We start from the raw sequence: 12529 nt of genomic DNA, 5'->3' as shown, positions 1-12529 counted from the left end.
AATTATAGCATATTTTTATAAACACATAATAGATAACATTAACAATCCATAAAGAAAAGAGGAGTTGTATTGTTTAGTTTATTTAAAAATAATCGGTATTAATATAATTAAAGCTATTGAAACTGCGATTATAAGAATTCCTTCAATTCTTCCGAAGTTTATTGTCCAGCCAATACCAAATCTTTTTTCTACAAAAATTGAAGGATCATCTTTATTTACATAAAAGCTTCCGAGCTTCCAATACTTATCATCATTTCTTTCTGTAATTATTGTAGTGGAGCTAGTTCCATTTTTTAATTTTATTCTGCTGCCACCTTGACCTGTTTTTACGGAAAGTACAATGGATACTATTAGTATTAGTGTAGTTGGTATGAGAACAGAAAGCATAATAATAGGACCGCTAACTCTAATTACCAAAAGCGTAGTCATATTGGCAAAGGTTAAAATAAGCTGCATAGTTATGGATATGAATACCATGTACTCAGACCAAAGCTTTCTAAAAATTCTGTTCTTCTCTAAAGATTCTTCAGGATTTGATGAAGATATCTGCTGTTTTGACCAACCAATGCTTTTATATGAAAAGAACATAACTACTAACATAAAAAATTGAATTGCAGGAAATTCATATATTATTTTAGCAGATTTATTTACATATCTATCGACTTCGCCGGCAAAATTCCAATGCATAGGAAGTTCATCAGGAAGATTAGGATACACATTATAACCTATAATTATATTTATTATTATTAAAACAAGAGGTATTAGAAACCAAAATTGAGATACAAGAATATTTTTATTTTTATTCATTGTAAAAGTTGTGTCTATAGTAACCACTTGTTCCTTTCCCTTATCCCAGCCATATTTCATTTTAATACTTTTTACTTTATTGTGGGTAGAATAATAAATTATAAAGTTTACAAATAAATATATTAATATTCCAAACACAAATATAAGTGGATATTCTGTATAAGCATACATTAAATAGATTAGGATAATTAAATAAGGTATTCCAAAAATTAAACATGTTTTCATGTAAAGGCATTCTATAGCTTTTAATCCGGGGCTATCTAATTCTTTTTCAGGAATCCTAACTCCGAAGAATATTTCCCTTCTGGTGAGCTTTGGCATAAATAATTGAAGAAAGAATAGGAATAATAAAGTTAAAATATTGTATAAAATATAATAAGTTTGTCCTGTCATTTTTTAGTTCCCTCCTTATAGGTATTAAATATATTATTGCAAGTAGTTAAAAACTCGCCTTCCGAAACTCCTTTACAGATAGCCTCTGCTATGGTAGATTTTAAATTCTCCTCTAATAAAACTTTATATTCCTCCGTTGGAGAAGAAATTTTATCATTTATAATGGCTCCTTTTCGTCTATCTATTGTGAGAAATCCATCATTTTTTAAAAGATTATAGGCTTTATTTACAGTATGCATATTTATGCCTATATCTTCAGCCAATTGCCTAACTGAAGGAAGATTTTCTCCTGGTGAAAGATCTCCTTTAGCTATTCCTTGAAGTATTGCATTTTTTATCTGCATATATATAGGAATGTCACTTTCAAAATCTATTTTCAACAACACTACAAAAACACCCCCCTGTAAAGAAATTGCTGTTCTATTTGTTATACATATACTATAACAAATAGAACAGAAAATCAATAGGAATAAATTATAAAAAATACCCATATAAGAAGCTGTAGTGCTAATTATATGGATATTTAAATTAATTACTTTAATTTTTGAGCAGATCCTTTTAGTATCTTTAATACGTTATTTTCATAATCTACAGTATAAATAACCTTATATTTGTCAGTTGTACTGGTATCCTGTGAATTTATGATTCCAACAATGGTTATAGAATTATCTGAGCTTATATTAGAACTTATGCTTAGTATGTCTACATTTTTTGTAGTTAAAAAGCCTTTTCTAAATAAATTATAATCTGTTTTGGATTGCCATTCACTGCCAAGCAGGGCATAGGCAGCTACGTAATCCTTAGAGTTAATACAACTATAGAAATACTTTACAAGATTTTCAGAGGAAATTTTTTTACCCTCAGTATCCTCATATTTATATTTTGGAGTAATATCTGTGGTTACTGGTGCTGCAGGGTTTTTTGACCAAGCATCCACATCCTGTAGAACTTGATTTATAGGAATACTATAACCTATAGAGTTTCCATCTGATTTTGCAGAATTTATTCCTATTACTTCTCCTGTTTTTTTATCCAATAGAGGGCCTCCACTACTGCCATTGTCAACAGGAGCAGTTATCTGATACATGTTTTTATATTTATATTCTTCTATAGTAAAAGTTCTATTAAGACCATTTATTATGCCAGTGGTTATTGCGTTTTCAAGGCCATGAGGACTTCCTATGGCAATTACTTCATCCCCTAGAGAGGCCTTATAGTCTTTGTCTACTTTTAAAGGAGTTTTATTCTTAAGAGCTGGAACTCTGATTAGAGCCACATCTAAATTAGTGGATTTACCAATTACTGTTCCGCTATATATTGTGTTATCAGCCATTTTTATCCTTAAATCTTTTGAGCCACCAACTACATGGGCATTGGTGATAATGTCCCCCTTATCGTTATATAAAAAGCCTGAACCTTGACTCACACCTTTATCTATATTGGCATATACTGATACCACAAATTTCTGATTTTCACTTATACTATCCATAAGGCTTTTATCTATATTATTTATGGAACTTAAATCCGCCATAGTACCTAAGGATGAGTTTAGAGCTAAAGAAGAATACTTCATATTTTTATGTATTATATAAGAACCAAACAGACCAAAGGAAACAAATAGTGTGGATATTAAAGCAGATAGAATAATTTTAACATTTTTCTTCATAGCTATTACCTCCTATTCAACAGACCAGGTAGAATTAGTTATTTTCATTTCCTTAGCATCCTTCATGCCATAGTGTACAAATTCAAATTTTCCCTTATCTCCTGTATTTAAGTAATTAGGATATACAAAAGTAGAGCAGGAGGCTATAGTTTGTCCTTTTGAATTGTATATTTGATAGAATATTTCTATGGAATATATAGGTTTTGTGCCTATATTTTCTATTTCTCCACCAATAATAAAATTACCATTATTGTCTATAGTACTATTATTATGTAATATCTTAACTGACTTAGTTTGATTTATAGTTTCTTCCTCCATTGCTGAAGTTACAGCTTGATCAATTCTTTTCTGCTCGTCCAGTTCAAACTTGTTTTTTTGATTTTTTATGACAGTGGACATTGAATTAAGTTTTTTATTGTTTTTATCAAATTGTAAAGCTCTATTAATTTCCCCTAGAGCAGAATCAAAATTCTTTTTATTTAAGTATTCATTGGCATTATTATAGGCTATGTTAGAAATTTGATTTCTTAATTCATCTAAAGTTTTCTTCCCTTCCTCTGTCTTTATGGTCATAATTTGTTCATACAGTGGAATCAATTCTTCTATGGTTTTCTTATCCTTCATCTTATTTTTAACCTCTTCAAGTATAAGAGAAGTTTTTCTTACTGTTGCTTCATTTTTTAAATTACCATAGAAAGGTCCAGTGGTATTAGATAGAGTTTTTTCTACTGAATTTAACAAATTTAAGGCTGTATCAAATTTCTTTTCTTCACTAAGCTTATCCACTTCTTTTAAGTTTTTTTCAATATTTTTACCTTTATTCAAAAACTCCAAATCAACTTGTAAGGAATCATAATTAGGTCTTTTACTTAAGCCTTCCTCTATTAATGGAAGAGATTTATCAATATTTCCAGAAAGGGCTAAAATCTCAGCTTGTTTCTGCATGGAAAGAGTATTCCAATTTACATAATGTTCATAACTATAGGTTGCCACTAACATGCTGCAGGCAGCTAAGGCAGATATTATGGGAAAGAGAAAAACAGATTTATTCTTACTTTCGTCTTCATCTTCTTCATGGATAATTTTACTTTTTTTATCTAAGTCTTTTGGGAAAATTACATCTTTCAAAGCATTTGGTAAAGTTTTTTGAAGATTTTCTTCATCACATAGTGTCATCAGTAAAGTTTTTTCATTTTCATTTTCTTTATTTAATTCTGTAGATGCTATATTTTTACAATCAATATTATCTAAAGATATTTTATTTCCACAAATAGGACAAAATTTATCTTCAGTATTCAGGCTATGACCACAATTAGAACAAATCATAACTAAATACCTCCTTTAATTAAATATTATATTAAAATCTATTAGTAAAAAAGTATACACTTAATATTTTATATTATTTCTACTAAATTTGTATATGGTAATTTGAAACATAAATAAATTATATGCTAAATTATATTAAAAATAAAAAGAGTTAGAATAAGTTTCCTAACTCTTTTTCATATTAAATTAGTTATGGTGAGAAAGCTTAGATCTTTTAGTAAATTTGCTGCCATTGGAGTGTGAGCCTTTTTTCTCTCCATGTTCAATACCTATTTTTGCTCCATCTTTTGGGAACATTTTTCTAAGCTCGGCATTAGATTTATGGTCAGTCTTTAAATGATTGTTATTATTGTCCATAAGGATGCCTCCTTGGATTCATTATTATAATATACTGTGGAAAAAGGCAATGTGATATTAATAGTTTATCCAAGGAGTAAAAAAATATGTTTTCTTATAAATTATTATTTTATACTTATAGAATATATGTAGCAATTGTCTATCAACTAAAAAAGTGAGGTGCACTTTTTTAACATAATGGGCGGAATTCTTCCATCCTCTTAGGTGGGAGATGGATAGCCCTCTTATTATTTTAGGTTCGATACATAAAATAATAATTCCTCGATGAATTATTATAGGTTGTATATTCTAAAATAGGGAGCAAGGCTATAAATGTGGTAAACAAATGATTATTTAGTATTGATTATTAAATATATGGGAAAAGTACTAAATGAGGTGAAAATCTGTGCTTAAGAAAAATAAGGGGTATAAATATAGGCTAAAACCTAATAAAGAGCAAATGGTATACTTAGAGAAAGCTTTTGGTTGTAGTAGAAAAATGTATAACTTATATGTTGATATACTGTATAAACAGCTTGGCGAGAAGAATTTTATTAATGGAAAAATTGATTACAAGGCTATAGACTTGCCAACACCAGCAATAATAAAAAAAGATTATGAGTATATGAAAGAAATAGATTCATTAGCTTTTGCAAATGTACAGCTTGATTTTAGGGATGCTATAAAAAAATACAATAGTGAATTTGATGGTAAAACATACTCAAAAAAAGCATTGAAGCAAGTTGAAACTTTAGGCAAAGAATTAACATTCAAGGACTTAAAAGGTATTCCAAACTTCAAAAGTAAAAGAAAAAACCAGGATTCTTTCACCACCAATAATCAAAATGGCACTGTATCAATAGTAGATGAAAAGTATGTTAAGATACCTAAATTAAAAAGGCCCATTAGATTTGTTAATCATAGACAATTACCTGAAAACAGCATTATAAAAAATGCTACATTATCAAAAAATTGTAGAAATCAATATTATATAAGTTTCACAGTAGAATATTATACTCCGGAAAAGCAAACTCCTTCAAAAATAATTCTAGGATTAGATTATTCTCAGCATGATTTTTATGTAGATAGTGAGGGTAGGAAAGCCAACTACCCTAAATATTATAAAAGGACTGAGGAAAAATTAAAAAAAGAACAGCAAAAGTTAAGTAGAAAAATATTAAAATCTAATAACTGGATTAAACAAAAAAAGAAAATATCAAAAATACAAAACAAAATATCAGAACAAAGGAAAGATTGGCTTCATAAAAAAGCATATAATCTAGCAAAAGCATATGATGCAATAATGGTAGAAGATATAAACTTGAGGGCAGTAGGACAATGCTTAAAGCTAGGAAAATCATTATCCGATAATGGGTTTGGAACATTTAGGAACTTTCTAAAGTATAAGTTGGAGGATAAAGGAAAACAACTTATCAAAATAGATAAATGGTTTCCATCTTCCAAAATGTGCAGTAACTGTGGAACTGTGAAAGAAAAGTTACAACTATCAGATAGAATATATAAATGTGAAAAGTGTGGCTGTACTATAGATAGGGATTATAATGCAGCACTAAATATAAAAGAGGCTGGTTCTGCCTTGCTAGCTTGGTAAATTTATCTTCATTAGAAGGTATTACCCAAGAAGCCACTACTTCTAAAGTGGTGGTGAGTTCACACATAACCGCATAAACCTCTAATAGATACTTCACCTGAGATTACTGCCTCGGTTTCTCCATTTTCATATTGCACTATAAGTCTGCCTTCATTATCTATATCAATAGCTTTTCCTAAAGTAGAAGTATTTCTATTTATTATTTTAATTTCCCTTCCTAGTAATATAGAATGTTTTTTGCAGATTTTTACTGAAGCACTCAAGGAGGAGGTGTTTAAAAAATTCCTATAAAGAAGTTCAAAATTATTTAGAATCCTTCCAGTTAATTCTTTTCTGTTTATAGTTTTTTCCTGTTCGATTTTTAAAGAAGTAGCTATTTCCTTTAAATCTTCAGGAAATTCTTCCGCATCAATATTAACATTTATGCCTATACCTAAGACCACATAGTTTACCATATTTAGTTCTCCACTCATTTCTGTTAAAATACCACAAACCTTTTTGCTATTTATTATTATATCATTAGGCCATTTTATATAAGTTGTTATTCCTATATCTAAAAGGGATTTACAAACAGCAGCTCCAGCCACTTGGGTTATTTTTGCTATATTCATGGGATCTATATCTGGTTTTAAAATAATTGAAAGCCAAATACCTTTGCCTTTAGGCGAGCACCAGTTCCTTCCCAGTCTTCCGCGGCCACCGGTTTGTTCTTCACTAATTATTACTGTACCATTTTCCTCGCCTAAAGATGCTAGTTCTTTAGCTTTAGTATTGGTAGAATCTATTGAGTCAAAATGTATAAACTTTTTACCTATGAATTTTGTGTTTAAATATTCTTTTATTTCACTAAAAGTAAGTATATCCGGCGAGCATATCAATCTATATCCTTTTTTAGATACAGATTCAATCTCATAGCCCTCTTCCTTTAGAGTGTTCATATATTTCCATATAGCAGTTCTGGTAACTCCTAATTTTTCACTAATAAATTGTCCTGAAATAAAGGAATCGCCACTTTCCTTAAGTAAATTCAATATGTTTTCTTTCAACAAAATCACTCCTATTTTAAGCAATATCAATATAATTATAGCATTAATATTTAAATTATATTTTAAGATAATACTTTTTTCATGTATTTTATACTAAAAAAATGATATAATTATATGAATATAATTTCATTTTGAATTGATGAACAATTTGCAATAAAGGAGTAGTTGAAAATGAGTGTAAAAATAGTAACAGATAGTACTTCGTATATTTCAGAAAAAATAAGAAATGAACATAATATTTCTGTTGTATCATTAAATATTGCTTTTAAGGATATAAGTTTTAAAGAAGTTGACATAGACAATGATACTTTTTACAAAAGAATAGAAGAAAAAGGAGAATTTCCAAAGTCATCCCAACCCTCTGTAGGAGAAATGTATGAAACTTTTTTAAATTTAGTTAAAGAAAATAATGACATAGTAGGTATATTTATTTCATCAGATATGAGTGGTACATATTCCTCAGCATTTTTAGCTAAAAATATGGTGTTAAAAGAATATCCTAATGCCAAAATAGAGATTGTAGACTCAAGAAGTAATTGTATGCAGTTAGGATTTAGTGTAATTGAAGCAGCTAAGGAGGCAAAAAAAGGTTCTAACATTAAAGAGGTAGTAAAGGCCGCCAAGGATAATATAAATAGAAGTAGATTTTTGTTTATACCAAATACCCTAGATTATTTAGCAAAGGGAGGAAGAATAGGAGGGGCAACAGCATTATTGGGTAAGGTACTTAAAATAACACCAATATTAACTGTAACTAATGGAGAAACAACTATATTCAATAAGGTTAGAACAAAGAAAAAAGCCATTATGGAAATGATAAATACTTTTTTAAAGGACATAAAAAAGTTTCAATTTGGAAACATTGTTATACATCATATTGATTGTGAAGAGGAAGCAAAGGAAATTGCTAAAACTATAAAGGGCTTAATAGGAAAAGAAATAAAAGTCTGCCCAATTGGACCTGTAATAGGATCTCATGTAGGACCAGGTGCCATTGGTCTTGCCTACTATACCATGGACGAATTGGATAAATAGTGTTGACAAAGGAGAAAATATAAAAAACATCTGCAAATTGTAGATGTTTTTTATATTTATAATATGTTTTGTGGATATATCATATATTTTAACAAGTTATTATTTTGCGGTGCAGCATTATATGCTGTACCAGATTTGTTTAAAATACTTCCAGCGGGGTGGTAAATTTATGAAAGAATTTAAAAAAGACAAGGTTATTTACGAATTTAGTGCTAAAAATGAAGCTAAGTACTTTATAAAAGATGGAGAAGAATTTTGGGTAGAGACAGAAGATTGTTATAGCGGTCAAATAAAAACAGAAAAGGATTTAAGACCAAGCATAGATGGTACTATAATGAATGCCTCAGTAGGACCCATATGGATTGAAGAAGCTAAAGAAGGGGATATTTTATGCATTGAAATAAAGGACATTATATTAAACAATCAAGGTGTTATGATAATAAATATTGGACTAGGAGTATTAGGAGATAAAATAAAGGCACCAAACACGAAGATAATTCCTATTAAGGATGGATTCGCATATTTTGCTGAAAATGTTAAAATACCTGTAGATCCAATGATTGGGGTAATTGGAGTAGCGCCAAAGGAAGGAAGTATCAGCTGTGTTACTCCTGGGGATCATGGATCAAATATGGATACAAAGGAGATAACCATAGGTTCTAAAGTATATTTGCCAGTCTTCGTAGAAGGAGCAAAATTAGCTTTAGGGGATTTACATGCCTCCATGGGGGATGGTGAACTCAGTGGAACAGGAATTGAAATTGGAGGAAGGGTAAGACTGAAAGTTTCATTGATAAAAGGTAAAACTATTAAAAGACCAAGAGTGGATAGCAAAGATTATTTGATTATAGTATCTAGTGGTGATAACTATAAGGAAGCTATAAAAGCAGCTGTAGAGGATATGGTGGAATTCTTAAGTAAAGAACTAAATCTAAAATTCGAAGATGCCTATAGGCTTTTAAGTGCTACTTGTGATATAAGAATAAGTCAAGTTGTTAACCCTTTGATTACTGTAAAAGTATGTCTTCCTAAGAAAAAATTAAATATATATGAATTTAATTTCGCACATGTAAGTTAGACCAATATAAAAATTCCTTAGAAATACTAATGGTATATTTAAGGAATTTTTATGCTTAGAAAAAAATTTAATGAGAAGTTATAAGCACTTAGTTTTTACCCTTAAAAATATTATAACCGTAAAGTGCAGGAATTATGCCGCCTACAAGGTCAGCAATAAAATCTTCCATGGTATCAGTTACGCCTGTAAATGATACACCCTGCATATCTAAATTGAAGATGGTATCTGCAGTAAATTCATATATTTCCCATAGAACTCCACATAGTGCTACAAAGGAGATTATATACAAAAAAATGAATTTAGCATCAAGATATAATCTTAAATCTTTATTTTTATTTAGAGCATTCATAAGTAGTATAGAGAATAATCCTAGTAATATTCCTGAAACAAAATGAAGCATAGTATCCCACCATGGAAACCTATAAAAACCCTTTAATGTTCCTAGGTATAATGCAAGAAAAACAAAAAATGTTATGCAAAAATCAAATAGACTATTGACTGAAGTCCTGAAAATTTTACAATAAATCATTGTCAAAAAGGTTAATGCAAAAGCGGCCAATCCTATTAGGACAAAGTAATAATTTTTATAGTATAAGTTATTTATAATATTGAATAATAGTAATAATCTTACTCCTATAGTTACTATTTTATCTAGATAATTTATAAATTTTTTCATAATAATTGCCCATTCCTTACTATTGTTATTTTTACACTATTAGTCTATTATAAAGGATAATTATGAACATTTATAATGAAGAATTATGAACATTTTTTAAAGATTTCCACAGGAGTTCCTATGTTACAATACTTCCAAAGTATTTTTATGTCTTCATCTGACACTGCAATACAACCATAAGTCCAGTCATATTTAGCTCCTCCACCATGAATACCTACAGCACCGCCTAGGGGAGTGTTCCAGGGAGGTAAGCCTTTTTTATCTATTGCAGTTTTAATTTGTTCATTTATATTATTATCAATTAAATTATTATTTAGTCCTCTTTTAGCATCTTCAATGTTAGGATAACTTATACCCATAAAATAAGTATATTTTGTTTTATCATTTTTTGTACAAATATAATATTTGCCTTCAGGAGTTTTATTATCTCCCTCTTTATTTTTAGTGCCCACAGGAGAACGTCCCAAGCCAATTTTAAATCTTCCCAAAAGTGTATTATCTCCATATAGTTCTAGTAATCTTTCCTCTTTGTATATCTTAATATGTGTGGAAGAAGGCTTATTTTTAGGTTCATTAAAAAACAATTCTTTATTGTTATTTTCTTTGCTGGAGGACTTAGGTAAAATGCTACTAGCTTTCTTATTAGATTTTATAGATGGATTATAGTGAGAAAGATACTTTATAATAGGAAATAAAATCATTAGGGTTATAAAAACAATAATTATTTTCAATCCTTTTCTGTGCAAATATATTCAACTCCTTCTGAATATTCCATTATAATATATCATTACATGAGAAATATATCAATTTTACAAAAATATAATATACATGAGTTATTTAACAGTAATGTAGTATAATTAGTAGGTAAAAATATAAATGAAAATGATTAAGAATAATAATGAAAAGAGGATTTATATGAAAAAAGGTAATATACTCATATTGATAATATTATTAATACTTTCAGGAATTCTTGGATACAATATAAACAGTAAAATTAAAAGCAACACAAATGTAAAAAAAGAATCGGTGAAAAATATGAATAATGGAGATTTAGTACAACAGGAAAAAACTTTACCTAAAAAAGAAGAAAGGGAAGTATATGATATATTAGGAAAATCAAATAAACTAACTACTAATCAGTGGAAGGCCATGGAACAATGGAGAAGTGATGTAGTTAAACTATCTAAGGAAAATAAAGAAGAAGTATATACAAATGGTTACAATAAAGAAAAAATGGTGGCACTTACATTTGATGATGGCCCTGATAGCAATATAACTCCTAAAATTGTGGAGACTTTAACACAGTATAATGTGAATGGAAATTTCTTTTTTATAGGCGAAAAAGTATGGAAATATCCTTCTGTGGTAGAAAAAGCTTATAAAGAAGGAAATTTAGTGTTATCTCATAGTTATAATCATGTAGAATTAAATAAATTAAGTGAAGGCAAAATAAAAAATGAAATGGAAAAAGGCGAGGAAGAAATTTTTAATATCATAGGTAAAAAACCTAGCTTAATAAGACCGCCATATGGAGCTATAGATAAAAATGTTATAGAAGCAGCTAAAAGTGAGGGAAATAAGATAATCCTTTGGTCTATTGATACATTGGATTGGTCACAAATGGAAAAGGAAAATATACAAAAGAATATTATAGATAATTTAAGACCGGGAGAAATAATATTGATGCACAGCAATGAGGATAAGATTGCTACATTAGAAGCACTTCCGGATATTATAATGGCAATTAAAGAAAAAGGATATGAAATTGTAACTTTAGATAAACTTCTTAATGTGGAAGCTTATAAATGATAGATTTATAGTTAAGAGTGAATAATGAAGATTGAAGAGTAATGGATAATTTACTCTTCACTTTTAAATTTCAGCCATATTACTTAATATAAACTTTGTATTTAACTTAACTTTTTTTTAGAATACTTAGTACATCTAGTACTTCTTCTCTGGAAAGATTTCTTTCCCTAATAACTTTGAAACTATTATAGCTTTGTCTTTTTCTAACTCTCCTCCGGCTTTCAGTATTTCTATTAAATTATCCTCAGTCATAGAATTGAAGAACATAGAATTTAATCTAAATAGATTGCTAAATGTATCATCAATGCATTAGATTCATGGATTATTAATAATTTGTTAAGCTATATTTAATTCTTTGGATTAATATTATATGTTATAATCTAATAAATAATAAAGAAATTGCATATTAATAATTGAAATAAATAATAAAGAGGGGATAAACATGGATTTTGTAAATAAAAACTTCTTTAAAGGTTTAATACCAATAGCTATAATTATTATATTAGGATATTTATTTATAACTATATTGCCTGTTATAATTGTTGGAGGACTAAGTATATGGGGCATAAGCTATTTAATTAAGAAAATAAAGTTATGGAAAAGCACTGCAAAATGGGGAGCACATAAAGAAAATATAGAAGTTGTAAATAAAGAGCATGATGATTTTCCTCAGGGTGAAATAATTGATGTGGAATTTAGAGAAGTAAAATAATAAAAAAATTATGACTAAAAAAGTGCTTCACAC

At 28.8% G+C, this 12529-nt stretch carries 14 protein-coding genes; 5 read left to right on the top strand and 9 right to left on the bottom strand.

All coding sequences use genetic code 11. From position 1 onward, the window contains the following. Positions 1 to 78 precede the first annotated feature (78 nt). The 5 genes from CLLI_RS02675 to CLLI_RS14415 all read right to left on the bottom strand — a co-directional run bounded on the left by CLLI_RS02675 (position 79) and on the right by CLLI_RS14415 (position 4549). Positions 79 to 1200 carry a DUF1648 domain-containing protein gene (locus tag CLLI_RS02675; RefSeq protein WP_106062710.1) on the bottom strand — a complete coding sequence of 374 codons (1122 nt, stop codon included), beginning with the start codon at positions 1198 to 1200 and terminating at the stop codon, positions 79 to 81. Continuing rightward, on the bottom strand, positions 1197 to 1586 hold the full coding sequence (locus CLLI_RS02670; RefSeq protein ID WP_106062709.1) for a GntR family transcriptional regulator: 390 nt from the start codon (positions 1584 to 1586) through the stop codon (positions 1197 to 1199). The genes CLLI_RS02675 and CLLI_RS02670 overlap by 4 nt, the downstream gene beginning before the upstream one ends. A 146-nt stretch (positions 1587 to 1732) precedes the next feature. After that, positions 1733 to 2866, bottom strand: a complete 1134-nt coding sequence (locus CLLI_RS02665; RefSeq protein WP_106062708.1) for a S1C family serine protease — start codon at positions 2864 to 2866, stop codon at positions 1733 to 1735. Between the two features lie 12 nt (positions 2867 to 2878). Further along, the gene (locus tag CLLI_RS02660) at positions 2879 to 4192 is read right to left on the bottom strand and encodes a zinc ribbon domain-containing protein (RefSeq protein ID WP_106062707.1); all 1314 of its coding nucleotides are present in this window, start codon (positions 4190 to 4192) and stop codon (positions 2879 to 2881) included. Positions 4193 to 4378: 186 nt separating this feature from the next. Then, positions 4379 to 4549 carry a hypothetical protein gene (locus tag CLLI_RS14415; protein ID WP_170063630.1) on the bottom strand — a complete coding sequence of 57 codons (171 nt, stop codon included), beginning with the start codon at positions 4547 to 4549 and terminating at the stop codon, positions 4379 to 4381. Between the two features lie 385 nt (positions 4550 to 4934). On the opposite strand from CLLI_RS14415, the gene CLLI_RS02655 reads away from it, so the two are divergent. Continuing rightward, a complete protein-coding gene (locus CLLI_RS02655) occupies positions 4935 to 6140 on the top strand; it encodes an RNA-guided endonuclease InsQ/TnpB family protein (protein WP_106062706.1) in 1206 nt (401 codons plus the stop codon). A gap of 59 nt (positions 6141 to 6199) precedes the next feature. On the opposite strand, the gene CLLI_RS02650 is transcribed toward CLLI_RS02655, so the two are convergent. Then, complete coding sequence (locus tag CLLI_RS02650; protein ID WP_106062705.1) at positions 6200 to 7186, bottom strand: biotin--[acetyl-CoA-carboxylase] ligase; 987 nt, start codon at positions 7184 to 7186, stop codon at positions 6200 to 6202. A 171-nt stretch (positions 7187 to 7357) separates the two neighbouring features. On the opposite strand from CLLI_RS02650, the gene CLLI_RS02645 reads away from it, so the two are divergent. Further along, positions 7358 to 8221, top strand: coding sequence for a DegV family protein (locus CLLI_RS02645; protein WP_106062704.1), 864 nt, complete (start codon positions 7358 to 7360; stop codon positions 8219 to 8221). Positions 8222 to 8390: 169 nt separating this feature from the next. Beyond that, complete coding sequence (locus CLLI_RS02640; RefSeq protein ID WP_106062703.1) at positions 8391 to 9299, top strand: acetamidase/formamidase family protein; 909 nt, start codon at positions 8391 to 8393, stop codon at positions 9297 to 9299. Between the two features lie 88 nt (positions 9300 to 9387). On the opposite strand, the gene CLLI_RS15165 is transcribed toward CLLI_RS02640, so the two are convergent. Then, on the bottom strand, positions 9388 to 9975 hold the full coding sequence (locus CLLI_RS15165; RefSeq protein WP_106062702.1) for a DUF2238 domain-containing protein: 588 nt from the start codon (positions 9973 to 9975) through the stop codon (positions 9388 to 9390). Positions 9976 to 10058: 83 nt separating this feature from the next. Next, positions 10059 to 10721 (bottom strand): L,D-transpeptidase family protein, encoded by a 663-nt coding sequence (locus CLLI_RS02630; protein WP_242975497.1) that lies wholly within the window; start codon positions 10719 to 10721, stop codon positions 10059 to 10061. A gap of 169 nt (positions 10722 to 10890) precedes the next feature. Between CLLI_RS02630 and CLLI_RS02625 the strand changes: the two genes are divergently transcribed. After that, positions 10891 to 11784: a polysaccharide deacetylase family protein gene (locus tag CLLI_RS02625; RefSeq protein WP_170063629.1), complete on the top strand. Its 894-nt coding sequence runs from the start codon at positions 10891 to 10893 to the stop codon at positions 11782 to 11784. Positions 11785 to 11919: 135 nt separating this feature from the next. Here the strand turns inward: CLLI_RS02625 and CLLI_RS14950 are convergent, their stop codons facing one another. After that, positions 11920 to 12051 carry a hypothetical protein gene (locus tag CLLI_RS14950; protein WP_278335554.1) on the bottom strand — a complete coding sequence of 44 codons (132 nt, stop codon included), beginning with the start codon at positions 12049 to 12051 and terminating at the stop codon, positions 11920 to 11922. Between the two features lie 175 nt (positions 12052 to 12226). On the opposite strand from CLLI_RS14950, the gene CLLI_RS02620 reads away from it, so the two are divergent. Then, positions 12227 to 12496 (top strand): hypothetical protein, encoded by a 270-nt coding sequence (locus CLLI_RS02620; protein WP_106062700.1) that lies wholly within the window; start codon positions 12227 to 12229, stop codon positions 12494 to 12496. Positions 12497 to 12529: the final 33 nt, after the last annotated feature.

The organism is Clostridium liquoris (assembly GCF_002995785.1).
GTDB lineage: Bacteria > Bacillota > Clostridia > Clostridiales > Clostridiaceae > Clostridium_AO > Clostridium_AO liquoris.
This window is presented reverse-complemented; position numbering and strand designations above follow the sequence as displayed.

Excerpts from the sequence above, each read along its gene's own strand:
- CLLI_RS02675 (WP_106062710.1), bottom strand. The coding sequence starts at position 1,200 with ATGACAGGACAAACTTATTATATTTTATACAATATTTTAACTTTATTA.
- CLLI_RS02665 (WP_106062708.1), bottom strand. The coding sequence starts at position 2,866 with ATGAAGAAAAATGTTAAAATTATTCTATCTGCTTTAATATCCACACTA.
- CLLI_RS02660 (WP_106062707.1), bottom strand. The coding sequence starts at position 4,192 with ATGATTTGTTCTAATTGTGGTCATAGCCTGAATACTGAAGATAAATTT.
- CLLI_RS14415 (WP_170063630.1), bottom strand. The coding sequence starts at position 4,549 with ATGGACAATAATAACAATCATTTAAAGACTGACCATAAATCTAATGCC.
- CLLI_RS02645 (WP_106062704.1), top strand. The coding sequence starts at position 7,358 with ATGAGTGTAAAAATAGTAACAGATAGTACTTCGTATATTTCAGAAAAA.
- CLLI_RS02640 (WP_106062703.1), top strand. The coding sequence starts at position 8,391 with ATGAAAGAATTTAAAAAAGACAAGGTTATTTACGAATTTAGTGCTAAA.
- CLLI_RS15165 (WP_106062702.1), bottom strand. The coding sequence starts at position 9,975 with ATGAAAAAATTTATAAATTATCTAGATAAAATAGTAACTATAGGAGTA.
- CLLI_RS02625 (WP_170063629.1), top strand. The coding sequence starts at position 10,891 with ATGAAAAAAGGTAATATACTCATATTGATAATATTATTAATACTTTCA.
- CLLI_RS14950 (WP_278335554.1), bottom strand. The coding sequence starts at position 12,051 with ATGTTCTTCAATTCTATGACTGAGGATAATTTAATAGAAATACTGAAA.
- CLLI_RS02620 (WP_106062700.1), top strand. The coding sequence starts at position 12,227 with ATGGATTTTGTAAATAAAAACTTCTTTAAAGGTTTAATACCAATAGCT.